This window comes from Aquimarina addita (genome assembly GCF_039539305.1).
GTDB lineage: Bacteria > Bacteroidota > Bacteroidia > Flavobacteriales > Flavobacteriaceae > Aquimarina > Aquimarina addita.
In genome coordinates this window covers 364,575-391,060 of sequence record NZ_BAABCW010000003.1, presented here as the reverse complement: position 1 = coordinate 391,060, position 26,486 = coordinate 364,575, and the positions used below count along the sequence as shown (strand labels likewise).

Genomic DNA, 26,486 nt, shown 5'->3' with positions numbered 1-26,486 from the left:
CATGAATTACAGGGAAACGCTGGATTGGATGTTTGCTCAATTACCCATGTATCAGCGTGAGGGGAAAAGCGCATATAAAGCGGACTTGTCTAATACATTTCATCTAGCTTCTTACTTAGGGAACCCAGAAAAGGCTTTTAGGAGTATTCATGTAGCTGGAACTAATGGAAAAGGTTCTACAAGTCATATGTTAGCTTCAATATTTCAAGAGGCAGGATATGTGGTGGGTCTATATACTTCACCACATCTTAAAGACTTTAGAGAACGTATCCGTATCAATGGGCAAGAAATTCCGGAAGGCTATATCATTGATTTTATAAAAAAGCATAAAGAATTCTTTGAAAAATCTCGCCTATCTTTTTTTGAGATGACGGTAGGGTTAGCATTTCAATATTTTGTAGCATCAAAAGTAGACATTGCGATTATTGAAGTAGGGCTAGGAGGAAGGTTAGATTCTACTAATATTATTACTCCAGAAATTTCAATAATCACTAATATTGGAATGGATCATACTCAGTTTTTAGGAACTACCTTGGCACAAATAGCATCAGAAAAAGCAGGTATTATTAAACAAAATATTCCTGTAGTTATTGGAAGAACAACTCCTGAAACCAAAGTTGTTTTTAAGGAAAAAGCGAATGAAAAAGAAAGTGATTTGTTTTTTGCGGAGGAATTTAATGGCTTGCTGTATAGTACAGATCTAAAGGGAATGTATCAAAAAGAAAACATCAGAACGGTAATGACTGCTTGCCGCGTTTTGAAAAAAAATGGATGGAGAATTGAAGAAAAATCCGTTAGAAAGGGGCTGAATAATGTTGTTAGCAATACAAAACTGTTAGGTAGGTGGCAAATTCTAAAGCAACATCCCAAAGTAATTTGTGATACTGCACATAATGTGGATGGATTAACACAAGTTATGAATCAACTTTTAGAAGAGAAGTTTGAAATATTACATATTGTTCTGGGGGTTGTCAATGATAAAGATTTGAAGACTATTTTACCATTATTTCCTTCTGAAGGAATCTATTATTTCTCTAAACCTGATAATAAACGAGGATTAGATCCAAAAATTTTACATAAAGAAGCATTAAATTTTGGACTAAAAGGAGATTGCTATAATTCAATTAAAAAGGCGTATCAAGCTGCGTTACAGAGTGCTACTGATAAAGATGTGATTTATGTGGGTGGTAGTACTTTTGTGGTAGCAGAAATAATTTAATTTTTCTTTGAAATTCTTTTGGTAGACTGTAAAACTGTCTTATATTTGCATCCGCAATCAGGAATAAGATTGATTGTTATAGTAGGGCGCTTAGCTCAGTTGGTTCAGAGCACTTGGTTTACACCCAAGGGGTCAGGGGTTCGAATCCCTTAGCGCCCACAGAAAAATCCTAAAGTTTTAAACTTTAGGATTTTTTATTTTTTTCTGTTTAAACACAACTTTCAAGAATGATTCATTATGAATACTATGAGATATATGCAGATGTGTAATGAATTACGCTTTTTGCAATATATTGTTGGGTATTTCATTTTCTTGATCTTGTTTGATTGATTCCAGAAAATTAATAAAAATGGTTAAATCTTCTTCTTCAAGTATTGTTTTGAGCATTTTAACCGTTTGTCTTTTACCTGTATTGTCTATATAATCGATTAATATTTTTTTGTTTTCAATTCTAATTATTTGAAAATTTTGATTCTTTATTAATTTTGCTGATCCGGCAACACCAAGTTTTATTTCAAAATGTTTCGGAAAAATCTTAATTATCTTATGAGTACTGTTTAGTGCAACCATAGTTAATTTTAGTACAGCCAATACTAGAAATAGTATGATTACTTTTTTTAGGATAATAAGTCCGGCTATAAATAGGAGCAACATCAATCCTGTTAAAAAGTACCCTTGGTTTTGAAGTTTTTTACTAAGTCCAAATGATCTAATTGCTTCCATATTCTTGTTCTATAAATTTTTGTTCTTTTACTTCATTCATTGCTTTTTTGACTCCTACTACACCTACTAGTCCGATAGGAACAAAAAGGATACAACCAACAATATATAAAATACCTCCAATTTTTATTTTATTAATAGACATCAAAATAAATCCTATTACGCTTATAGCAACTGATATTAATGAAGGTATGGCGAGAATACTATATCTGTCTGAACTAAACATGAAGAGCGTTATAAAGCTGTTTATTATAAGTCCTAATATTAGAAGAGGTAAATTATTTTTCATCTTTTTTGTTTTGATTATTAATTCTTAGCTAAGATATCTATGGTTTCTTATATATAAAATACTAAAAATAGAAACGCTCTAAATTGATCGATATTCGATTTGATTTTTAAGTTATCTGTAGTTAAGGTAGAATATGGAATTACGAGGTTACTTTTTGGATTTACCTAGAATTGCATAGTGGTGGCAGTAATTGAATTGTTTAAGATTTAGATAACTAAATTACGAATTGCATGATCAGTATAAGAATTACGGATAGTATTATTGCAGGCTCGAACATCTTTCTTGTTCAGTTTAATCAATAGAATTTCTCGAGACTAAGCCTCGAGTATAGTGCATAGAATCAGTATAAAGGAGTCTTGTTTCCTAATTCTTGTAGCGCAGCGGTCTTGTTTTTGACACCTCGCATCCTTTGGTTGAGGCGCTTAATTTCTGTAATAACACATTACATCTCATGTTACTACAGAGAAGCGGTACGAAGTGTATTTACTATACTAGGATTTTTGAGATATATGATGTTTTTACAGTATATACCTGTTGTTGCACTCAATCTGGTTTATGTGTATTAACAACTAATTATTATTGTATTAGGAGCTAAAACTAAGAGATGAACCCAACTAAATGTATTAGCTGTTTTGGTTTTTAAAAATCAGGAACCTGTGATTTAAAAATTTATATATTATAGCAATTCTAAAATGCGTTCTAGTTTCATGCCTCTGGATCCTTTTATGAAAATAGCTTGTTTTTCTGTCTGTGGAGACCAGTGGTTAGCTAAACCTTCGTAGGAATTGAATTTTTTAATACGAGCGTCGTCGGATTTAGTTGCGTAGAAATTGTGACCGATTAAATAAATAGTGTCAAAAGAGAGGCTTAAAGCTTGGTCTACTATTTTCTGGTGTTCCTTTTCTGATTCGTGGCCTAGTTCAAACATATCGCCTAAGAAAACGGTTTTAGAATCATATTGTTGTTGTTCAAAATTATCTAAAGCCACACTTATGCTTGATGGATTGGCATTATAAGCATCTAAGATGATTGTGTATTGATTTTTGTTGATAATCTGAGAACGATTGTTCTCTGGAATATAGGACTCTATAGCTGTTTTGATATTTTTTTCTTCGATTTTAAAGTAATTACCAATCGCGATTGCAGCAGCTACATTTGTGAAGTTATAGGATCCAATTAAGTTACTTTCTATTATTTTATTTTTATATAAAACAGATACCATTGGATTCGATTTCAATAATTTTATAGTAACATCACTTTCGTCTTTTTGGGAAAATGTATATTTTTTTATAGCTGCAGCTGCTTTAGAAAGTTTTTGATCTTCAGCATTTAAAAAAATGAGGTTATTATTCTTTCTTAAATGTTCATAGAGCTCTGTCTTTCCTTTTAAAACTCCTTCTATTCCTCCAAAACCTTCTAGATGTGCTTTTCCTATGTTGGTAATATACCCATAATCAGGATTAGTTATATCAGATAAAAAGGCAATTTCTTTAATATGATTTGCACCCATTTCTATAATCCCCATTTGTGTGTGTTCACTCATGGATAGTAATGTTAGTGGCACACCAATATGGTTATTCAGATTTCCTTTTGTGGCAACTGTGTTAAATTTAGTAGATAATACGCAATTAATAAGTTCTTTTGTGGTTGTTTTTCCATTACTGCCTGTGAGTGCAACTATAGGTATTCCTAATTGTTTTCTGTGATAGGAGGCTAATTCCTGCAGGGCGCTTAATGCATCGTTCACAAAGATATGCCTTTCTGATTCATCATATTTTTTTTCATCTACTATCGCATAGGCAGCTCCTTTTTTTAAAGCTTGACTAGCATATTCATTTCCATTGAAATTAGTTCCTTTCAGGGCAAAGAATAAGTTGTCCTTTTTCAAGCTACGGGTATCTGTACAAACTCCGCTACTTTTCAAAAACAATTGATATATCTGATTAATTTTCATCGAGTATAAGGTATTAAAAAGCCCTAACAGTTCTGCTAGGGCTTTTTTTATAACGAATTTTGAAAACCTTTATTAATTAGTCGGTTTATTATGTTTTGGTGTTTTCTTGTTTTTAGCTTTTTCTCCAACTCTGGACATTGCATTTCTAAAACCTATGTAATCTGTTGACATATCCTGAGGGAAAAATCTTCTTTGAGCAGGATCTAACCAGTATGCTCTATCTTTCCAAGAGCCTCCTTTATAAACTCTTACTTCTTCACTTACGATAGTACTTCTTTTACTAGATTCATCGTAACGTCTATCTAACTTAGTACTGTCTTCTTCGTTTGGCTCTACACTATGAACCGGAGAATTGTACATTCTTCTGTTTGGAATACTACTATCCTGAAAACCTTCATAATATCTGGAAGAACTTTTATCACCATCTCTAAAGTTACGATTATCACTTTGAGTAAAGTTTGTTCGTAAATATGTTTCATTTTCATCTACAGGAGTCTGTAAAATCCCTCCTGGTAATACTCTTGCTACAATTTTTCCATTACTTAACGTATCGTATATAATAGAATCTGTAGTTACTATTTTTACAGTTCCGTCAGGATTAATAGCATTTTTAGTATATACATTTCCTCTGTAGTAGTTAAAATCGTTGTATTCATCATCAACAATAGGTCTGTATACATCAGCTACCCATTCTGCAACATTACCAGCCATATCATATAAACCATAATCATTAGCCTCGTAAGTTCCTACAGGGGCAGTGATATCTGCACCATCATCACTCCATCCAGCGATACCACCATAATCACCATCACTTTGCTTAAAATTTGCTAATTGATCACCACGTGTTCTTCTTTTTCCAGAACGCGTGTACTGACCATCCCATGGATATTTTTTTCTTCCTCTATAGATATTGTAACTTCTTAGTTCTACAAGTGCAAGCGCAGCATATTCCCACTCTACTTCAGTTGGAAGCCTATACTTTGGCAATAATAGTCCATCTTTACGTTGGATGTATAAACCTGTAGAATCATTTCTTTTTTCGTATTGCTCAGATGCTCTACCACCTCTCGTAGCTTCATCGTTACCTCCATACGTTTGTGAAGGAGCATTTAAATAAGTTTCAGTATCAAATGTGCTCTCTGCAGAAACGTCTTCAAAAGGAGCATTTTCTTTAATAACCCTTTCTTCTTCTAATATTCTTTCATTAGTACGATTGGTTCTCCAATTACTAAATTCTACTGCCTGAATCCAGTTTACACCTACTACAGGATACTGCATATATGCAGGGTGACGTAAATAGTTATTAGTCATCATTTCATTGAAGCCTAATCTGTTTCTCCAAACCAAAGTGTCAGGAAGTGCTCCATGATATATATTCTTGTATTTTGGCTCGGTAGGAGGATATACTCTTTTTAACCAATCTAAATATTCCAAATACATAATATTGGTAACTTCGGTTTCATCCATATAAAATGATTGAACGTGCTGTTGATTAGGAGTATTGTTCCAATCATGCATTACATCATCTTGTACACGACCCATAGTGAAGGTTCCTCCTTCTATAAAGGCTAAACCTGGTCCGGTCTCTTGTTCCTTGTAATTTGTGTTTACCTGAAATCCACCATCTTTGGAATTATACTTCCAACCAGTGGCTCTGGAGCTGCTGCCATAATCAGTCTTGTTACAACTAAAAAGTAAAGTACTTATGGTAAGAACCAGTAGCAACTTATAAACTAACGCGTTTTTCATAATCTTAAATTCGTTAAAGTAGATATTAGGGATCGCAATATAATAATTAACGTTAAATTTACCCTAATATTTTTAAAATAATATCAAATCATAAAAAAAAAGTGATTTTATGATTGACTTTGGTTTAACGTATTATTTTTGTGTTTATTATTATTAGGTGCTAAAAACTAAAATTAACAGCGTACTAAAAGTGTGTGAATCCCGTTATATGCTATGATGAAGAAAATTATAATTTTATTTTTACTTTTAATTTCGAAGCTGGTTTCGGCACAATCCAAGCAAAACGTTGTCATTACTTGGAAGGATATACAAATTAATACAACTACTACTACTGCAATAATTCCTGGTTTTGATGAAGAAAATTTTGAATATCGTGAGGATTTGGGCGTCATTTTTACCAAACGATGGGAAGAATCAGGCGATATTAATCCATCTACTGCAAAAATCACCAATGTCGTTTATGAAAATGTCTCCAGATCACAATTAAAGAGTTTGAGAATTGATCAAATTCCTGAAAACACAAATTATAAAATAAAATCTTCTCAATCCAGAACAAAGAAATATGGTTTTATTAGTCTTAGTCCTATTATAAAAAACGGGAATACCATCAGAAGGATTGTGTCATTTGATATAGAATATCAAAATGTGAGTAGAAAATCAATAGTTCAAAAACAAGCAATTAGTAGTTCTGTATTGTCTTCTGGAGATTGGTATCGATTCTATGTTAGTAAAACGGGTGTTTTTAAAATAACACCTTCTTTTTTGAATAGTTTAGGGATGGATGTTTCTTCGGTGAACCCTGCAACTATTAAAATTTATGGTAATGGTGGACAAATGTTACCACTTACCAATCAGGATAATACAGAGTTTGATCTTAGGGAAAATGCTATTACTGTTGTAGGTGGAGAAGATGGGAGTTTTTCTGGGGACGATCATATATTATTTTATGGAGAAGGAACCGAAGGGTTTGGGTATAATGACGAAAATATGACAAATATTAATTTGTATGCTGACAAGTCCTATTATTATATCACGGCTGGTGGAGTAAATGGTCGAAGAATATCAAGTTATGTAGAGCCTTCGGGCGCTGCATCTACTCAGATAAATTCATTTACAGAATACCAATTTTATGAAGTAGATGAATATAATTTGTTAAATGTAGGGAGGCGTTGGTTTGGTGATCGTTTTGATATCGAGTCGGATCGAAGTTATGAATTTGATTTCCCAAATTTAGTTACTACTGAACCTGTAGAATTAAATGTAGTAGCTGTAGCAACATCTAGTTCTGTTTCTACAATGAATATTGCGCTTAATGGATCACAAAGAGGGACATTAAGTTTTTCTGCAATAGCAGGAAATACTTTGGGCTCAGAGAGAAGTTTTACCGAAGAGATATCTTCTGCTTCTAGTAAAATTGTTGTTGGGCTTACCTATAATAATAATGGTAATCCATCTGCTCAAGGATATTTAGATTTTGTTAGTGTAAAGGCAAAAAGAAGGTTGATAGGAACAGGTAATCAAATTTCTTTTTTTTATGAAGATGCTGCAATATTAGATGGCATAGGTGGATATACAATTTCTGATGCAGCTTCTATTTCTCAAGTATGGGATATTACTAATCCCTCAATGATTTCCAGAATTGTGAGTAATAATGCTGCTACTATTACTTTTAAAGCAATCTTAGGGGAGTCAAGAAAATATGTGGCCGTAGTGCCAGATGATTATTATGAACCATCATCAGATGCTATTACGAGAGTAGAAAATCAAGATATCAAAGGGACTATTTTTCTAAATTCTCAAGGGCAATTTGAAGATGTTGATTATGTAATTGTAACTAATAATGAATTGTTTCAAGCAGCAAATAAGTTGGCAGATCATCATAGGCAGGTTAATAGTTATAATGTAAAGGTGGTAGCGTTAGATCAAATTTATAATGAGTTTTCCAGTGGAAAACAAGATATTGTAGCTATCCGAAATTTGATAAAGTATGTATATGACAATGCATCAGATCCTTCTAAAAGATTAAAGTATCTATGTCTTTTTGGAGATGGATCGGTGGATTATAAGGATAGAGTGAGTACGGGTGGGTGCGAAAACAGCAATATTGTACCGGTTTTTGAAAGTTTAAATAGCTTCTCACTAGTGAGTTCCTTTGCGACCGATGATTTTTATGGTGCTATGGACGCTGAAGAAGGGTTAATGGGTGCTGGTGATCAACTGGATATTGCAGTAGGAAGGGTTTTAGCAGATACACCACAATTGGCGGATGCAATGGTTTCCAAAATTATAAATTATGATGATGAGCAGGCTTTTGGGAGGTGGAGAAACTCTGTGTTGTTAATAGCAGATGATGTAGATGAAGATTGGGAAGAAACCATTCAGCTTACTCTGGATGAATTAGGAAATGATCTTAATGAGAGAAAGCCTTTTGTGAATCTCAATAAAATTTATGCAGATGCATTTGATCAGGAGTCTTCAGCATCAGGAAATAGATATCCTGAAGTGAATGAGGCTATTACCAGCGCTATAGAAACAGGAGCTCTCCTTGTTAATTATTTTGGGCATGGAGGAGAAGATGGATTGGCAAAGGAATTTATCTTTAATAAATCGGATGTCATAGAATTAGAAAATTCTAGTAAGTTACCTGTGATGATTACTGTGACCTGCGAGTTTACTAAATTTGATAACCCTTGCAGAGAAACTGCTGGAGAGTTAATGTATTGGAATACAGAGGGCGGGGTAGTAGGTTTAGTGAGTACAACAAGAGAGATTTTTGTAAGAGTTGGTATTACGGTCAATGATCGATTATCTGAGTTTTTATTTCCTGAAGGTGATACGTATCCTTCAGTAGCAGATGCTGTTAGGTTGATGAAGAATTCTTATACTGATAGTAGTAGGAGGGTTGTTTTCTTTTTTGGAGATCCGGCTATGAAGCTAGCGATTCCTGAGCCAAATATTCGTCTCACAGCAATTAATGATCAACCTTTGTCTCAGCCATTAGATACATTAAAGGCATTAAGCAGGATTACAATGGCAGGTGAAGTAGTGAATGCTTCTGGGACACTGATCTCTGATTACAATGGAGTTTTGGAAACTACGATTTATGATAAGAAGATTGATAAGGTGACATTAGCTAATGATGGTACCGTAAATAGTGAAGGTGATATTATTAGGCTTAATTTTGAAGCCTTGGGGGCAACTATATTCAGAGGTAAAGCATCAGTGACAAATGGTGTTTTTGATTTAGAATTTGTAGTGCCTAAAGATATTGGTATTCCTGTGGATACCGGGCGGATTAGTTTTTATGCATCTAGAAATGGTGTGTTAGAAAATCAAACAGGAGCAGATGAAACAATTTTGGTAGGAGGATTAAATGAAAATGCTCCAGAGGATCTTGTTGGTCCTGAGATACAATTGTTTATGAATGATGAAAGTTTTGTGTCTGGCGGAGTAACTGATGCTTCTCCTATTTTGATCGCAAAATTACAGGATGAGAACGGTATCAATACAGCAAGTGGAATTGGTCATGATATCTCTGCAGTATTAGATGGAGATGAATCAAATCCATTTATTTTAAACGATTTTTATGAAACAGAAATTGATGATTTTACCAGAGGGGTCGTTAATTTTAAATTTAAAGATTTAGAACCTGGATTACATACATTGTTATTTAAAGGGTGGGATGTGTATAATAATTCTGCTACTCAGGAAATACAGTTTGTAGTTGCAGAAGCTGGTGGTTTTAGTTTAAGCAATGTGCTTAATTATCCTAATCCATTTGTTAGTCATACGGAGTTCTGGTTCGAGCACTCCAGTTCAGCAAATGATCTTTTAGAGGTGCAGGTACAAGTTTTTACTGTATCAGGAAAAGTGATTTGGACAAAAAACCAAACGCTCTCGGGGAAAACAGCGTATAAGGAGGATATTCTCTGGGATGGAAAGGATGATTTTGGAGATAAATTAGGAAAAGGAGTGTATGTATATAAGATTTCTGTAAAATCAACGTTAAGTAATGAGCGAGTTGAAAAATTTGAAAAACTTGTAATATTGTAAAACTAAATAACTTTATATTTGTCTAAATCAATTTTCAATATGAGAAAGATCATCATGCTTGGGGCGGTGTTTTTGTCACTTTATAGTGGTAAGGTACAGGCACAAGAACAAAACAGGGCTATAACTACAGCTACACCATTTTTATTAATTGCAGCAGATGCCAGAGCAGCGGGTATAGGTGATCAGGGGGTGGCGACATCAGCAGATGCATTTTCACAGCAATGGAATCCGGCTAAATATGCGTTTTCATCTAAGCAACAAGGGGTGGGAGTGAATTATACTCCATACTTGAGTAGCTTAGTTAATGATATTTTTTTAGGAAATGTTAACTATTATAATCGTTTTAATGAAAGAAGTGCGGTGGCTGCGAGTTTTAGGTACTTTAGCCTTGGTGAGATAGAATTTAGACAAGGAGCGGATGATGAAGGAAACATACAGAAACCAAATGAATTAACGTTTGATGTGTCATATGCATTACAGTTAAGTCCTGTTTTTTCTATGGGTATTGCTGGTCGCTATCTACGTTCTGATTTACGATTACAGAATGCAGACAATGACGCTAGTGCTGGTACTAGTTTTGGCGTTGATGTAGCTGCGTTTTATAGAAGTGAAGAAATTGCGTATAATTCTTTTAACGGAAGATGGAGAGCAGGGGTTAATATCTCTAATATTGGACCAAAAATGAAATATGATGATGCTGGGCAAGAGAGTTTTATTCCTACGATCTTTAGAGCAGGAGTTGGTTTTGATTTTATGTTAGATGAGTATAATAAAATAACACCTTCTTTAGAATTTGCAAAATTATTAGTGCCAACACCGTTAGATCCAGATGTTAATGGAGATGGTGATATTACAGCTGAAGAACAAAACGATGCTAATGAGGAATATGAGAACATTGGTGCATTTGGGGCTATATTTTCTTCTTGGGGAGATGCGCCAGATGGTTTTAGTGAAGAGCTTCAGGAATTTACCTGGTCGTTAGGAACAGAGTATATGTACCGTGATGTATTTGCTTTTAGAGCAGGATATTTCAACGAGAGTGAAGAAAAAGGAGCACGTAAGTTTGTTTCTCTTGGAGCTGGGTTTAAGTATACCATTGTTAATATAGATATTTCTTACTTATTTTCTACCTCTGCAGTAAGAAGTCCATTAGAAGGAACACTTCGTTTTGGTTTATCATTTAATTTTGGTGAAGACTACTACGACAGATAGCGTTTTATTAAGATATGAAATACAGAAAAAAGTATCAGGCGATAATGTTTGATACTTTTTTTGTTTGTGCTACATTGGGATTAATTTTAGAATAAATATCACAGAATCTTAGCTGCTACATTTTACAATTAAAAAGTTAATAACAGTATCTTGTTTCTAGACTTTGATTTTAATAGGCAATGTTTTGGTTTTTTAAGGAATAAGAAGAAAAAAAACGGTTGAGAGGTTTTGGAGAGGGCAGGAAATAGCTTTTGGTGGTTTTTTAAATTATAGTAAAGAATGAAGGAATTAAAAATTACATCAACATTACAGATTTATGATGCATTTGAAGAGTTGCCAGAAGATATTCAGCAATTAATGCGACAATCCTTTGAGATCAGAGATAAAGCATATGCACCTTATTCAGAGTTTCTTGTGGGAGCTGCTATATTGCTAGAGAATGGAGAAATCATTCTTGGTAATAATCAGGAAAATGCATGTTATCCTTCTGGTTTATGTGCAGAACGAACAGCGATTTACTATGCTGGAGCAAATTTTCCAAATGTTCCAGTTTTAAAAATGGCATTATCTGCAAAATCATTAAAACATTCTTTGTTAACACCTACGCCTCCATGTGGTGCTTGCAGGCAAGCTATTGCGGAGTATGAAATAAAGCAGAAGGCTCCTATTGAAATCTTTTTTATGGGAGAAACAGGAAAAGTGGTGAAATCTTGTTCTTTAGCCAATTTATTGCCGCTAATTTTTGATAATTCATATTTATAACGTTTTCGTAAATTTTTATCACTAAACTCCTTTCTCTTTACTAATGAATATATTATTTTTGTTTTTCGCTTAATTGAGAAATTAACAATAAAATTCTATAATTTTTAGAAGCGTTGGCAACAAAGCTGGCTTAATTTTGAAATATCATTACAATTCTAGATGAAAAAAGTTACTAAAGAAGTTTACCTGAAGTGGTATGAGGATATGCTTTTCTGGAGAAAGTTTGAAGACAAACTTGCACAAGTATATATCCAGCAAAAAGTAAGAGGTTTTTTACATTTATATAACGGTCAGGAAGCTATTTTAGCCGGAGCGTTACACGCGATGGATTTAACTAAGGATCGAATGATTACTGCATACCGTAATCACGTACAACCTATCGGTATGGGAGTTGATCCCAGAAGAGTAATGGCAGAATTGTACGGTAAGGGTACTGGTACTTCTCAGGGAATGGGAGGTTCTATGCATATTTTTTCTAAAGAGCACAGGTTCTATGGAGGTCATGGTATTGTAGGAGGTCAGATTCCTCTAGGAGCAGGATTGGCTTTTGCAGATAAATATGCAAAACGAGATAATGTTACATTAACTTTTATGGGAGATGGAGCTACACGTCAGGGATCTCTACATGAAACATTTAACTTGGCAATGCTATGGAATTTACCAGTTGTTTTCTGTGTAGAGAATAATGGATATGCGATGGGAACTTCTGTAGAGCGAACTGCTAATCATACTGATATCCATTTATTAGGAGAAGGTTATAAAATGCCTAATTCTGCTGTAAATGCAATGGATCCGATAGCAGTCGCTGAGGCTTTTGATGTAGCAATTAATAGAGCACGTACAGGTGGAGGTCCCACCTTTTTAGAATTAAAGACCTATCGATATAGAGGACATTCTATGAGTGATGCTCAAAAGTATCGTACTAAAGATGAGGTAGCAGAATATCAAAAAATTGATCCTATTACACAAGTTCTTGATGTGATCAAAGATAAGAAGTATGCTACGGATGAAGAAATAGCAGTTATAGATAAAAGAGTAAAAGATAAAGTTTCAGAATGTCAGAAATTCGCTGAAGATTCTCCGTTTCCGGAAAAGAATTTGATGTATGACGTTGTATATGAACAAGAGGACTATCCATTTTTATCACATAAACCACAATAGATTATGGCAACAGTAATTAATATGCCGCGATTGAGCGACACCATGGAAGAAGGCGTTGTCGCGAAGTGGCTTGTTAAAAAAGGAGATACGATTAGTGAAGGAGACATTCTTGCAGAGATCGAAACTGATAAAGCAACCATGGAGTTTGAGTCTTTTTATGATGGAGTGTTACTTCACATTGGGATTGAAGAAGGAGAAACTGCTCCTGTAGATCAGCTTCTTGCTATTATTGGAGAAGAAGGAGAAGATATTTCGGGATTATTAAATGGTAGTGAAGCTTCAAAAACAGAGGCTCCAAAAGAAGAGAAATTAGAAAAAGCAACGGAGGATTCCTCTACGAGTACCCAAGCAGAAATACCAGAAGGAGTTACTGTGATTACCATGCCTCGTCTTAGTGATACTATGGAAGAAGGTACGGTAGCTACCTGGCTTAAAAAAGTAGGTGACGCTGTAGAAGAAGGAGATATCCTTGCAGAGATCGAAACTGATAAAGCAACAATGGAGTTTGAATCTTTCTACACAGGTACATTGTTGCATATTGGTATTGAAGAAGGACAAACTGCACCTGTTGATCAATTATTAGCTATCATAGGTCCTGCAGGAACAGATGTTTCTGGTATTAAAGAAGGTGGTGTTCCAAAAGCTGCATCAACTACTGAGGTTAAAAAAGAAACAAATTCAAAAGAATCTGCACCTGAGACATCTAAGGAATCTTCAAATCAGAATGCATCAGGAGGCAGAATATTTGCTTCACCACTTGCTAAAAAAATTGCTGCAGATAAAGGGATAGATTTATCACAGGTTAAAGGTACAGGTGAGAATGGACGTATTACTAAAAAGGATATAGAATCATTTACACCGGCTGCTGCGAGTAAGCCAACTCTAGCAAAAACTGAGAATACTGCGCCTTCAGTACAGGTGTATACTCCTGCTGGAGAAGAAAGTTTTGAAGAGGTGAAAAATTCGCAAATGCGTAAAGCGATTGCTAAAAGTCTTTCAGGATCAAAATTTAGTGCACCACATTATTATTTGACCATAGAGGTTAATATGGGTGATGCTATGGCATCTCGTAAAACTATTAATGCAATACCAGATACTAAAGTTTCATTTAATGATATGGTAGTAAAAGCATGCGCAATGGCACTACGTAAACATCCACAAGTGAATACACAATGGACTGATACTGCAATGAAGTATGCTAAGCACATTGCTATTGGGGTAGCTGTTGCGGTTCCTGATGGTTTGGTAGTACCAGTATTACCTTTTACAGATCAGATGTCACTTACGCAAATAGGAGCTAATGTAAGGGATCTTGCCGGTAAAGCAAGAAATAAAAAATTAACTCCGCAAGAAATGAGTGGTAGTACTTTTACTGTATCTAACCTTGGTATGTTTGGTATACAAGAATTTACATCAATTATTAATCAACCTAATTCTGCTATTCTATCTGTCGGTGCAATTGTAGAAAAACCAGTGGTTAAAGATGGTCAGGTAGTGGTAGGAAATACTATGAAAGTAACACTTGCTTGTGATCACAGGACAGTTGATGGTGCCACAGGAGCACAGTTCTTACAGACATTAAAACAATATCTTGAGAATCCAGTGACTATGCTGGCATAAGCTGGAAGTATTCATTTATTTTACAAATGAATATTGAAAAGCTTTATAATATTTTACAAAATCCCACGCTTACGGTGGGATTTTTTATTTTTAATGAATTCCTAAGTAATAATTAAACTATAAAAGTTATATCTCCATCTTTATTTTGGTTAATTAGGGAGCCTGCATTATGTAATAGATATAAAATGAATAAAAGAATACATAATCTTAAATCAAAAGTAATTTCTGATAAAACATTCTTGCTTAAAGAATATGTTTTTGATTATACTTATGATGAATGTTTTGAAACAGAAAAACATCTGCGTGAGGTATACGATCACGGCGATGGTGCTTCTGTTTTGTTATATAATTTGATAAAGAATACTGTGATTTTAACCAGACAATTTAGATTGCCTACCTTGTTGAATGGTAATACATCTGGTATGAATATTGAAGTTTGTGCGGGTTCTCTGGATGGGGATAGTCCAGAAAAATGCGCTATCAAGGAAGTGCTAGAAGAAACTGGCTATGCTGTACAGAAAGTAGAAAAGGTTTTTGATTGTTATGTTTCTCCTGCAATAATGACAGAAATAGCGTATTTATTTATTGGAGAATATGCAGATGATATGAAAATTAATGATGGAGGTGGCCTTAAGGAAGAACAGGAACATATAGAAGTGTTAGAGTTAAATTTTGATAAGGCATTTGATATGATTGCAGTTGGTGAAATAAAAGATGCTCGTACGATTATGTTATTGCAACATCTTAAAATAAAAGGAATTATGGATACTTGATATGAAAGTTATAGTTTGTTGATAAGTTACTGGTGAATAAACGTTTTTAAGTATCTTTATCAAGATTTAAAACCAATTGAAGATCATAGATTATCGGTCTAAATTTTTATAACAAGTAACCGAAAAGAATCTTACGAGTTTTATTTATTCTGTTTTCGTTATAAAGAAGCTATTATAGTTAACTTAAGTAAGATCAATAACTAATAAAGTATAAAGACTAATTAATAAACAAATGAAACATATTTTTTTAATTGCAATTTCTATTTTATTTATAAACTTTAAGCAACCTGTAGCAGCTCAACAAAATAAAAAGATGGGAGTGCCAGATGAAGCTGGTGTGTATCCAAAAGGAACTATTACAAAAGCAGATGTCGAGGAGGTAGTTACTTTTTTGGCTAGTGACGCATTAGAAGGTCGAGATACAGGAAGTAAAGGGTTAAAAAAAGCAGCTGAGTTTGTAGAGGCTAAGTTTAGTGAATATGGTGTTATTCCATACTTTGATTCGTACCTTAATACATTTGATGCTAAAGGAACTGAAACTTTTAATGTGATTGGGTACCTGAAAGGAACAGATCCAGTATTATCAAGTGAATTAATAGTTATAGGAGCACATTTAGATCATATAGGAACCGCAACGCCTGTAAATGGAGATGTTATTGCTAATGGAGCAAATGATAATGCTGCTGGTAGTGCTGCGGTAATTTTATTAGCGAAACATTTTGCGAGTTTAAAAAGTAATAAGAGAAGTATACTGTTTATTTTATTTGGCGCAGAAGAAAAAGGGTTATTAGGATCTAAGCATATCGCTAAGGTTTTAAAAGAGAAAAATGTGAATTTGTATACCATGGTCAATTTTGAAATGATAGGTGTTCCATTACAAGATAAAAGTTATAAAGCATATATTACAGGATACGAAAAATCGAATATGGCTGAAAAAATGAATGCTTATGCAGGAAGTAAGCTCATAGGTTTTTTGCCAAAAGCAAAGGAGTTTCAATTGTTTACGAGAAGTGATAATTATTCTTTTTTTAAAGAGTTTCAGATTCCTGCTCAAACTATTTCTACTTTTGATTTCACCAATTATGATTATTATCATCACGTAGATGACGAAAGTTCAGAGATGAACTTTGAATTTATGTCGGAGCTTATTAACGAGTGCGTTCCCGTGATAACAAGCATGTCTAATACAGAGATCAAGGAAATTAAATTAAATTAGTATTGATTATTTATGAATAGTAAAAATGTAATTGTTACGGGAGCTAGTAGGGGTATTGGGTATGAATTAGCGCAATTATTAGCAGATGAAGGACATCAAGTGTTAGCGTTATCCAGAAATGAAAAGCCAATAAAGGCACTGAATCATAAAAATATTCATACATTTTCATTTGATATCTGTGATCCATCTGATCTGGAGACACTGGTCTCGTTTATTGATGCCTCCTGGAAATGTGTGGATGTCTTAATAAATAATGCAGGTAGGTTGCTAAATAAACCGTTTGAAGAAACAACTTTACAGGAAGTCGAATCAGTATATCGAGTTAATGTATTTGGTGTGGCAGAACTAACCCGTAAATTATTGCCATATATGGTATCCGGGACGCATGTAGTAACGATTAGTAGTATGGGCGGAATACAAGGCAGTATGAAGTTTCCCGGTTTATCCGCATATAGTTCTAGTAAAGGTGCTGTAATTACATTAAGTGAGTTATTAGCAGAAGAGTATAAAGAAAAAGGAATTGCTTTTAATGTTCTGGCATTGGGCGCAGTACAAACAGAAATGCTTGAAGAAGCTTTTCCTGGATATCAGGCATCACTGACTGCGGTAGAAATGGCGACTTATATTAAGAACTTTTCACTTACAGCTCATAAATTTTATAATGGTAAAGTATTACAGGTATCTAATAGCACCCCATAATATTCAAAAGAATAATAGATTCTCTATGTAATTATAGATCCGATTCACCATTATTTTTCTTACCTATAGAATTAGAATAATTAGTACATTCTGTATTAATCTGAACTAACAGATTATAAATATATTTAGTTCAAAAAACGATGAAGGTAATAAGGGAAAAAATCTACATCTAAAATGTAGTCTTTTTCCTTCTTTTTAGATTCTGGATATATTATATGTAAATAATTGATAATCAGTATTTTATTTTTAATCTATATCTTTTTTAACTTTTTATTAGTATTTAATTAGGTTTACATGTCATTTTATCGATATATTTGATCTTTTTAACGATCAAATTTATCAAGAATTATGAAAAAATTAGTACTTATTGCGTGTGTAGCGCTTTTTGGATTTAGTGCAAACGCACAAGTAAAATTAGGATTTGGATTTGGATATGCAGTTCCTTCTGGAGATATTGCAGATTTTACAGATGGTGGTCTTTCAGCACATTTTGAGTTAGGATATGGAGTAACAGATAATATTGATGTTTCTCTTCTTTATCACGGCGAATTTCTTGCCGGTGGTAGTACAGATGTATCTGGGCAAACAGTATCCTTTGGAGCTGTAGCTATAGGAAGTTATATGCTTAACGGGCGCTACTTTTTTACAGATACTAAATTCAGACCTTATGGTAGTCTTGGGTTAGGTCTTGCTAGTGTTGGATCTGTATCTATAGAAGATGATGGTGATGAAACAGAGGCTAGCGAGGGTACCTCAAACTTTGCTTTCCGTCCTGCTTTAGGTTTTAAATATGGTATTCTTAATATGAATGCTGCTTATTTAAGTGCTGGTAAATCTGGAGAAGCTTCTATAGCAGATATTACATTAAATATTGGCCTTCTATTTACTTTTGGAGGTAACTAAAATTTTTACTTTACATCAAATACATTAGTATTGAACTATAAATTGTTTGATGCTTATAAAACAGAAAAGACCATTCGAAAGGATGGTCTTTTTTTTGTCCTGTAAAATAATCTTTATTACAATATAGGTGTATACCTTATTAAAATGCTAAACACAATAAAAATGATAAGAAATCATATAAAAGTGGCTGATTGATATTAATGTAGCAGTAGAATTTTAAATCCTGACTTTACTTTTGTTAATAGCACGTCATCTAATTAATAGCAGGAGCTAAATATATGATCTAATTTAGATTAGAATCTTTTAATTTAAGGTATTTGTAAAATTGTTCAACTGTTAGCACATCTTTTAATTCTTCATTCTGAAAATAAATGAGATTACTTAAAGTTTTCGTCTTTTCTTTTATAGGTAAGTCTGATTGAATGATTCTATTAGCTTTGATTGAATAGTCAATGATTGATTTCTGAACAACTTTGCTTGTGTAATTTGTTAGGTTTAGCTCCTTTTGAAGTTCTGTTGCGCGCTTGATTGCTAATTCTGTGATAGCATCTTTTTCATTTTCTTCAACTGTTTTAGAAGCTTTTTCATCAATTTTTTCCTGTTCTTTTTCAGAAACTTCTACTTGAGTTTGAGCAATACTACCACTAGTAAAAATAAAGAGGATTACTAAAAGTGTAAAGTTTCTCATAACATTGAGTTTGTAAACAGACTGAATAAAATTACAAAATAAAAAATATCAATAGTGGATTAAGAATGTCTTGAACACTAATATTTTTAGATTAAAACTATTTATAAACGATATATAGGGACGTTTTATTGTTGTTAGATCAGTAAAATCAACCAAAAGTTCCTTTTGGAACTAGGAGCTTACCTCTCTGTACTATTACAATATACTAAATTTTAAAAATAAGAAAAAAAACTTAGTTGTTTTTAAACGTGATTTTAGAAGTCTTAAATAAAACCTCATCAATACGAACCGTAGAAGTTGTTATATATGAGGTGATAGTGTCAGTTTGCGTATTGGAAAAACGGACTTTAGTTATCAGTTTTATTACAGAATCCGACATTGTTTTGGGAGGTCCTATAAATTCCACCTGCAAAACTTCTTTTGCTTCAGTAGTTTTAAATAATTTTTCTATCTCATTTTTAGGGTTAAATTCCGGATGCTTTTTTGCTAGTATCTGTTTGTCAAGATAATCTTGTAATTTTTCTGTAATTACTAATGAGTAAGAGGCTTCCAGAGCTTCAAATACTTCTTCCTCTTTATTATCAAGGATAGTTTCGGTAGGAATAGCCATTTCCATACTTTTTTTAGATACTGGATTTGCACAACTAACAATGATCAAGGACGCTATGAAATAAATGATCTTTTTCATGATTTTACCCTGAATTTAAGTTTAACAATTAATCCTTTAGACCATTCTGATTCAATAATTTCTATACCCTTTAAGCTTTTAGTGGGCGTAGTTAATTTATTAATAAACTCTTCTTTAGAATATATTTCTATACCCAGTCCAGACGGTAATAGTTGAAAGATAGTCGCTTGGGTATCTATCATTCTGGATAATTCATTTCTTCTGTTTTTCCAGTCTGCCACTTTACCATTAGCATAATAATGAAGCATTAATGCATAATCATCCGTATGAACCTTTATATGCTCATTCATTACGGAAGGAGTTGTCCTAAAAATAGTATCTGTTTTGTAGTATGGCGATTTAATAATAAAATGTATAAAATCATCTTCTGTAGTCCAACTAAAACACCCTAAACTATCACTCTTAGCATAAGAAGGAGATTGTTTGTTATTAAGAATAATAATATTAATAGGTGTATTGGTAATAGCTTGATTTCTATCCTGATCTATAAAACAAAAAGTATAGGTATTGCTCGTGGGGATTAGAAAATAAGCAGATGTTATCACAATGATACCCACCAGTAGAAAAATCATCCACTTAGAAATACGAGATTTTTTGTCATCTTTTATTTTTGATGTATGATTCGTTTTAAAATTATTCCAATCTGTATAACCGCAGTATTGAGATAACATATTAAGAATATCAATACGTGGTAGCTTAACTGTTGTGTTCTTAAAATAATTATAAAACGATTTTTCACTAATATTACCTTTTACCCGTTGATGAAGATCCTCTTTAAATAAGGTAATATCTTGTCCTTTCCATTGAGAAATATCGGTACTTGAAGCCACATTTTCTTTTAAAAACTGTTTAGAAACGGCTTTTTTAAGCAGTGTAAATGATATGTTCTCTTTTGATTCTATGATTATATATTTTTGATAATCAGTTAGTTGTTTTTTGTAAAATAGTTTACAAGTATTTTACAAGTCCTCTACAATAGTACGTGTCGCTCTGATACTATGTTTGTTTCAGAATAACAATATAAAGACTATAGAAATGAAAACAAAGATGATTAAAAAAATTGGAGTATTATCAGTAAGCTTATTCTTTTTAGGAATGAGTTCTTGTGATCAATATCCTAAACGGATGCATTCTATCCAGGAAAATATCGTTTTAAAAGAATCAACAACTTTTGATCAAAGTGATGAATTGATACAAATACCTGATGACAATTCTGAATCTTATAAAGAGATTGTAGAAAATAGATTTGAAAATGTGTCATTATCACCATTATCTACATTTTCTATTGATGTAGATAAAGCATCTTATAGCAACATCAGAAGAATGATTAATAATGGACAAGACATTCCTGAAGATGCAGTGAAGATTGAAGAAATGATTAATTATTTTACATACCAATATGAACAACCATTAGATGAACATCCTTTTGCAATTCATACAGAATCAGGAACAACTCCTTGGAATCAAGAAACGCAATTAGTAAAAATAGGAATCAAAGGAAAAGAAATTCCTACGGACAATATTCCGGCTTCTAATTTGGTTTTTTTAATTGATGCTTCTGGATCTATGGAAGATGAAAATAAATTACCATTATTAAAAAAGGCATTTAAGCTTTTAGTATCTCAATTAAGAAAAAAAGATAAAGTATCTATAGTAGTGTATGCAGGTGCAGCAGGTGTTGTTCTAAAACCTACTAGCGGTGATAATAAAGAAAAAATTATAGAAGCTCTGGAACAATTAGGAGCTGGAGGTTCTACTGCTGGTGGAAAAGGAATTAAACTAGCCTATAAGTTAGCAGAAAAAAACTTTGTGAGAAATGGAAATAATAGAGTAATTCTGGCAACCGACGGAGATTTTAATGCAGGTGCGAGTAGTGATAAGGCTATGGAGAAGCTTATAGAAGAAAAAAGAGAATCCGGGGTGTTTCTCACTTGTCTTGGTTTCGGGATGGGTAATTATAAGGACAGTAAAATGGAAACACTGGCGGATAAAGGGAATGGAAACTATGCTTATATTGATAGTATGCAAGAAGCACAAAGAGTATTGGTTACTGAATTTGGTGGTACTATGTTTACAATCGCAAAAGATGTTAAAATACAGGTAGAGTTTAATCCAATGAAGATAAAGGGGTATCGTTTACTAGGGTACGAAAATCGATTATTGAATGATGAAGATTTTATGGATGATACTAAGGATGCAGGAGAATTGGGAAGTGGTCATACTGTGACAGCGTTATATGAGGTTATACCGGTGGGTGTAGATAGTAAATATCTTAAAAATGTAGCAGAACTAAAATATACTGATCAGAAGATTCAAGATAACTTTGGAAATGAATTACTAACTGTAAAATTTCGATATAAAAAACCTGTAGAAACTGAAAGTATAGAAATGACTCATATATGTGAGGCAAGTAAAGAAGAATCGATGTCTACAGATCTTAAGTTTGCTGCTTCTGTAGCATGGTTTGGTATGCAGTTAAGAAATTCTGAATACATCAAAAATACAAACTTACAGGAAGTGATAGCATTAGCTAAAAATAACAAAGGGATAGATGATCAAGGGTATAGAGCAGAGTTTGTTAGATTAATGGAAACCTACAATAGTATCAACTAAATAAGCTTACTGTGAATTTTGATATTGAAATCTTTAATAAGCGTATCTTGTAGATGCGCTTATTTTTGTATTTTGCGCTGGTGAAAGATATATTGGCAAGATACATCCCGGAGCGAGCTGTGACGTCAGCATTCGATTTAATAGTGCATTACAAAGTGCATCTGAAAATTGTAAACGAAAGGGTTACTCGTCATGGAGATTATCGAAAACTCCCTAATGGAGGACATCAGATTACTGTTAATGCTTCATTAAATACCTATCGTTTTCTGATAACACTGATTCATGAGATTGCGCATCTGGTAGCTTTTGAGAAGTATGGGCGTCATATAAAACCACACGGAATAGAATGGAAGCAAACGTTTCAACAATTAATGCTACCATATATTAATCCTGATATTTTTCCTTCTAAATTATTACCGTTAATTGCAAGACATTTTAAAAATCCAAGAGCCAGTAGTGATACTGATGAAAAATTAGCCTTAGCCTTAAAACAATTTGATCCTGAGAACGATAAAAATTATATATTTGAATTACCCTTAGGAAGCAGGTTTAGATTATATAATGGAAAGATTTTTCAAAGGGGAAATAAGCGTATTAAGAGATATGAATGTCTGGAGCTAAACACGGGTAAAGTATACCTGTTTAATCCTAATGCTGAGGTTGAATTATTAAATTAACTATGAACAAAAATTATTACGCCATATTGATGGCAGGTGGTGTAGGATCAAGATTCTGGCCAGTAAGTACAACAGAATTTCCTAAGCAGTTTCACGATATGCTAGGTACTGGTGAAACACTCATCCAGAGAACCTTTAGTCGATTGGCTAAAAGCGTTCCAACAGAAAATATTTTTATTTTAACAAATGAGCGTTATAATGATTTAGTGTTGTCACAACTGCCAGAAGCAAAACAGCGTCAGGTAGTCACAGAACCTGCAATGAGAAATACAGCACCTTGTATTCTGTATGCAGCATTAAAAATTCAAAAAGAAAATCCGGATGCTGTTATGGTGGTCGCTCCTAGTGATCATTGGATAGAAGATGAAGATGCTTTTAGTAATAACCTTAATCAGTGTTTTGAAGCGTGTACAGAAAAAGATATATTAATGACTTTAGGAATTCAGCCAGCTTTCCCTAATACTGGATATGGATATATTCAATATGACAAAGGAGCTAATGGAATCAAAAAAGTAGCTCAGTTTACTGAGAAACCTGATTATAATACTGCTAAACAATTTATTAGTGAAGGTAATTATCTCTGGAATGCTGGAATTTTTATATGGAGTGTGAATAGTATTGTAAAGGCCTTCACAGAATTTCAAGAAGAAATGACCAATTTGTTCGCTAAAGGTGTGTCTTTGTATAATACGAATAAGGAAAGTGAATTTATCACAGCAAATTATCCTTTGGCAGAAAATGTATCTATTGATTATGCGATTTTAGAAAAAGCAACAAATGTATTTGTGCTTCCAGCTACTTTTGATTGGAATGACTTAGGAACTTGGGGATCTTTATATGATAAATTAGATAAAACAGCTACAAAAAATGCAGTAGTTAATGCCCGAGTTTTAGCTGTGGAGGCTACGGGTAATATGATCCGTACCGCTACAGATAAAATTGTCGTAGTTGATGGATTAGAAGATTATATTATAGTGGATAAAGAAGAAGTATTATTGATTTATCCTAAAAAGAAAGAACAAGACATAAAGAAGGTTCTCAAAAAAGTTAAAGATACATACGGTGAAAAATACGGATAATTATGGCAGAGAACACTCAGAATCCCGGTGAACAAAATCAAGATAAAAAAGTAGAAGAACACAAAGAGACAGTTAAAAAAGATGCAAAAGGTCTTTTTACCAGTGTTATTACCTTTTTAAGGGAACTATTAGATATTCGTTCTGATACAGATAGAGATAAGACGATCGAGGATGTTAAAAATGACATTCCGTTTAAGGGTCACAATGCGTGGATTCTTATTTTTTCCGTATTTGTGGCTTCTATTGGTCTTAATGTCAGCTCTACCGCAGTAGTAATAGGAGCGATGTTAATCTCACCTTTAATGGGACCAATTGTAGGAGTAGGTCTGTCTATTGCTATTAATGATATAGATACTCTAAGAAGATCTCTGGTTAATCTGGGAGTGATGGTAGGTTTAAGTTTGATCACTGCTACTATTTATTTTGTCATCTCTCCTCTTACAGAACTGACCCCTGAGTTAGCCTCTCGGACAGCGCCCACAATACTAGATGTCTTTGTGGCTATCTCTGGAGGATTGGCATTAGTAATTGCTAAAACTAAAAAGGGAACCATGCCTAATGCTATAGCAGGAGTTGCTATTGCTACTGCGTTAATGCCGCCATTGTGTACTGCAGGATATGGTATAGCTGTATGGAAACCATTGTTCTTTCTGGGCGCTATGTATTTATTTTGTATCAATGCGATTTTTATAGCTTTGTCTACCTTTATCGTAGCAAAATTATTGCGCTTTCCTATGATTAGGTATGCTAATTCTGCTAAGCGAAAGTTTGTAGCGAGAATAGCTTCTTTTGTTGCAATATTGGCTATGATACCAGCTACATATACCTTTTATTCAGCGCTAAATCGAAGTAAAGCGGAACAAGATTATAAGAATTTTATGGCAAATGAGATTGATAATAATGAAAATCTTATTCTTAGAAAACCCTTTTATGACTACGAAAATAAATCAATTCGATTGTATTTTGATGGAGAGATAGCGGATGCTACCGTTAGTGATTTACAAAATGAACTTAAAAAATATGAAGAAATAAAAGGATTTACATTAAAAGTAAGTGGTAATAAAGCCAGAGGTTTAGAACAGATATCTAAAGCAAATGATCGATATATTGTAGAATTAAATCGTATGGAAAGAGAAAATGAAGCTTATATAACCGAAATAGATGCGCTAAAAGAAAAGCTGGTAGAAATGAATAATCAATTGTCTGCTGCTAATAAAACAGGTACTTTTAATGTGTTGACATATAGTGCTATCGCAAAAGATGCTAAAATTAAATTTCCGGACCTTTCAGAACTTGGGTATGGACAGGTATTACAATCCAATTTTGTAAAAATAGACACCCTAAAAGTTATCTATCCAACCTGGAAGTTTAAAGTGGTGGATAGTGTGAATGCTAAAAGAAATAATAACTTAAGAGGATGGATTACAAAAGAATTAAAAGTAGATACCTTGCTTATACGATAATACTTGATGATTTTTAGAATTTTATTAATTGTATTAGTAATAGGAGGCATTTATCTTTTTGTAAAAAACATGCTTGGTACTACTGACTTTAAGAAATGCGGTAAATGTGATGGTAGAGGCTACTGGATTGCTATGAGAGGAGAAAGAGATAAGTGTGATGTTTGTAAAGGAGCAGGTAAAGTGTCAAGAAAAATTTAAAGAAGAATTGATTTTATGTTAATCGTTATGATCCTATGAAAAGAATCGTGGTATGCCGTTTGAAATTATATGATTTTAACGTAACAATTAGATATGGGGCTCTTTTTTTTGTCATCTTTCTTTTTTTAAATGGTTCCTGTTCTTCTCAAAAGAAACAATCAGATTCAGGAACAGACAATATAAAGGAAGATTTTAGTTCCCAATCTATAGAAACACAGGTTTCTGATGTAGATATGGATACAATATCGTTAATCAATATAACTACTTATAGGGGAGCCTGGTTCGAAATTGAATTTCCTGCTTCATTTATTACAACTCCATCATCACCTGTAATTACAACTGATACTTATACATTTATAGAAACGGATGAAGCTACATTTGAGTCCAGAAATGGAGATGTAACTTTTTTTGTGTTTTCACCTCAATGGGGAGGTAATCCAATATCATATTTGAAAATTATAAAGGACGAAGAGATTATTGTAGATAAAACCGAAAAGGATAAAGATACCCCTCCTAATACATATCGATGGGTTACTGTAAAGAACAGTAAAGAAGGATATCAGCGTTCTTTTTATTCTAAAAAGACTGCGTCCACTCATCTTGTCTTTGGTATAAAGTATAACAATCAAGAGGCTTACAATCTTTATAAGAATGCTTATATAGATTTTAAAAAATCATTAATTCAATATGCAGATTAAACACTTTTTAATATTGAATAGGTATTGAAAAGGGAAAGAGATTGTTATATAA

At 33.3% G+C, this 26,486-nt stretch carries 23 protein-coding genes and 1 tRNA gene; 17 read left to right on the top strand and 7 right to left on the bottom strand.

All coding sequences use genetic code 11. The features are described 5' to 3' along the window. Position 1 precedes the first annotated feature (1 nt). Together ABD816_RS06590 and ABD816_RS06585 are read left to right on the top strand one after the other, a co-directional pair. Positions 2–1,219, top strand: coding sequence for a bifunctional folylpolyglutamate synthase/dihydrofolate synthase (locus tag ABD816_RS06590; RefSeq protein ID WP_344925767.1), 1,218 nt, complete (start codon positions 2–4; stop codon positions 1,217–1,219). Between the two features lie 84 nt (positions 1,220–1,303). Then, positions 1,304–1,378 (top strand) — tRNA-Val (locus tag ABD816_RS06585). Positions 1,379–1,492: 114 nt separating this feature from the next. Here the strand turns inward: ABD816_RS06585 and ABD816_RS06580 are convergent. The 4 genes from ABD816_RS06580 to gldJ form a co-directional block, all read right to left on the bottom strand. Then, the gene (locus tag ABD816_RS06580; protein WP_344925765.1) at positions 1,493–1,942 is read right to left on the bottom strand and encodes a hypothetical protein; all 450 of its coding nucleotides are present in this window, start codon (positions 1,940–1,942) and stop codon (positions 1,493–1,495) included. After that, entirely contained in the window at positions 1,929–2,165 is a 237-nt protein-coding gene (locus ABD816_RS06575; protein WP_344925763.1) for a hypothetical protein, read from the bottom strand. The genes ABD816_RS06580 and ABD816_RS06575 overlap by 14 nt, the downstream gene beginning before the upstream one ends. A gap of 739 nt (positions 2,166–2,904) precedes the next feature. Continuing rightward, positions 2,905–4,182: a UDP-N-acetylmuramoyl-tripeptide--D-alanyl-D-alanine ligase gene (locus tag ABD816_RS06570; protein WP_344925761.1), complete on the bottom strand. Its 1,278-nt coding sequence runs from the start codon at positions 4,180–4,182 to the stop codon at positions 2,905–2,907. 72 nt (positions 4,183–4,254) lie between these two features. After that, entirely contained in the window at positions 4,255–5,931 is a 1,677-nt protein-coding gene (gldJ, locus tag ABD816_RS06565; protein WP_344925760.1) for a gliding motility lipoprotein GldJ, read from the bottom strand. A gap of 213 nt (positions 5,932–6,144) precedes the next feature. Here gldJ and porU point away from each other — a divergent pair, with 213 nt between their 5' ends. The 9 genes from porU (at position 6,145) to ABD816_RS06520 (ending at position 18,330) form a co-directional block, all read left to right on the top strand. Beyond that, positions 6,145–9,984: a type IX secretion system sortase PorU gene (gene porU / locus ABD816_RS06560; RefSeq protein ID WP_344925759.1), complete on the top strand. Its 3,840-nt coding sequence runs from the start codon at positions 6,145–6,147 to the stop codon at positions 9,982–9,984. 39 nt (positions 9,985–10,023) lie between these two features. Continuing rightward, positions 10,024–11,196 (top strand): type IX secretion system outer membrane channel protein PorV, encoded by a 1,173-nt coding sequence (gene porV, locus ABD816_RS06555; protein ID WP_344925758.1) that lies wholly within the window; start codon positions 10,024–10,026, stop codon positions 11,194–11,196. A 279-nt stretch (positions 11,197–11,475) separates the two neighbouring features. After that, on the top strand, positions 11,476–11,958 hold the full coding sequence (locus ABD816_RS06550) for a cytidine deaminase (RefSeq protein ID WP_344925757.1): 483 nt from the start codon (positions 11,476–11,478) through the stop codon (positions 11,956–11,958). A 159-nt stretch (positions 11,959–12,117) separates the two neighbouring features. After that, entirely contained in the window at positions 12,118–13,119 is a 1,002-nt protein-coding gene (gene pdhA, locus ABD816_RS06545) for a pyruvate dehydrogenase (acetyl-transferring) E1 component subunit alpha (protein ID WP_344925755.1), read from the top strand. A gap of 3 nt (positions 13,120–13,122) precedes the next feature. After that, positions 13,123–14,739 (top strand): pyruvate dehydrogenase complex dihydrolipoamide acetyltransferase, encoded by a 1,617-nt coding sequence (locus ABD816_RS06540; protein WP_344925753.1) that lies wholly within the window; start codon positions 13,123–13,125, stop codon positions 14,737–14,739. Between the two features lie 185 nt (positions 14,740–14,924). Next, positions 14,925–15,512, top strand: a complete 588-nt coding sequence (locus ABD816_RS06535) for an NUDIX domain-containing protein (protein ID WP_344925751.1) — start codon at positions 14,925–14,927, stop codon at positions 15,510–15,512. 232 nt (positions 15,513–15,744) lie between these two features. Beyond that, positions 15,745–16,728, top strand: a complete 984-nt coding sequence (locus ABD816_RS06530) for a M20/M25/M40 family metallo-hydrolase (protein ID WP_344925749.1) — start codon at positions 15,745–15,747, stop codon at positions 16,726–16,728. Positions 16,729–16,740: 12 nt separating this feature from the next. Further along, positions 16,741–17,427: an SDR family NAD(P)-dependent oxidoreductase gene (locus ABD816_RS06525; RefSeq protein WP_344925747.1), complete on the top strand. Its 687-nt coding sequence runs from the start codon at positions 16,741–16,743 to the stop codon at positions 17,425–17,427. Between the two features lie 348 nt (positions 17,428–17,775). After that, the gene (locus ABD816_RS06520; protein ID WP_344925745.1) at positions 17,776–18,330 is read left to right on the top strand and encodes an outer membrane beta-barrel protein; all 555 of its coding nucleotides are present in this window, start codon (positions 17,776–17,778) and stop codon (positions 18,328–18,330) included. Between the two features lie 283 nt (positions 18,331–18,613). Here ABD816_RS06520 and ABD816_RS06515 read toward each other — a convergent pair whose 3' ends face one another. From ABD816_RS06515 to ABD816_RS06505, 3 genes are all read right to left on the bottom strand, one after another. Then, entirely contained in the window at positions 18,614–19,018 is a 405-nt protein-coding gene (locus ABD816_RS06515; RefSeq protein WP_344925743.1) for a hypothetical protein, read from the bottom strand. Positions 19,019–19,250: 232 nt separating this feature from the next. Then, on the bottom strand, positions 19,251–19,706 hold the full coding sequence (locus ABD816_RS06510; protein ID WP_344925741.1) for a hypothetical protein: 456 nt from the start codon (positions 19,704–19,706) through the stop codon (positions 19,251–19,253). After that, on the bottom strand, positions 19,703–20,536 hold the full coding sequence (locus ABD816_RS06505) for a hypothetical protein (RefSeq protein ID WP_344925739.1): 834 nt from the start codon (positions 20,534–20,536) through the stop codon (positions 19,703–19,705). Before ABD816_RS06505 ends, ABD816_RS06510 begins: the two co-directional genes overlap by 4 nt. Positions 20,537–20,741: 205 nt before the next feature. Here ABD816_RS06505 and ABD816_RS06500 point away from each other — a divergent pair, with 205 nt between their 5' ends. The 6 genes from ABD816_RS06500 (at position 20,742) to ABD816_RS06475 (ending at position 26,434) form a co-directional block, all read left to right on the top strand. After that, on the top strand, positions 20,742–22,319 hold the full coding sequence (locus ABD816_RS06500) for a vWA domain-containing protein (RefSeq protein WP_344925737.1): 1,578 nt from the start codon (positions 20,742–20,744) through the stop codon (positions 22,317–22,319). Between the two features lie 53 nt (positions 22,320–22,372). After that, on the top strand, positions 22,373–22,996 hold the full coding sequence (locus tag ABD816_RS06495) for a SprT-like domain-containing protein (RefSeq protein ID WP_425549108.1): 624 nt from the start codon (positions 22,373–22,375) through the stop codon (positions 22,994–22,996). Positions 22,997–22,998: 2 nt separating this feature from the next. Beyond that, entirely contained in the window at positions 22,999–24,075 is a 1,077-nt protein-coding gene (locus tag ABD816_RS06490; protein WP_344925735.1) for a mannose-1-phosphate guanylyltransferase, read from the top strand. A 2-nt stretch (positions 24,076–24,077) separates the two neighbouring features. Further along, on the top strand, positions 24,078–25,538 hold the full coding sequence (locus tag ABD816_RS06485) for a DUF389 domain-containing protein (RefSeq protein WP_344925733.1): 1,461 nt from the start codon (positions 24,078–24,080) through the stop codon (positions 25,536–25,538). Positions 25,539–25,607: 69 nt separating this feature from the next. Further along, a complete protein-coding gene (locus ABD816_RS06480; RefSeq protein WP_344925731.1) occupies positions 25,608–25,736 on the top strand; it encodes a hypothetical protein in 129 nt (42 codons plus the stop codon). Positions 25,737–25,771: 35 nt separating this feature from the next. Next, the gene (locus tag ABD816_RS06475) at positions 25,772–26,434 is read left to right on the top strand and encodes a hypothetical protein (protein WP_344925730.1); all 663 of its coding nucleotides are present in this window, start codon (positions 25,772–25,774) and stop codon (positions 26,432–26,434) included. Positions 26,435–26,486: the final 52 nt, after the last annotated feature.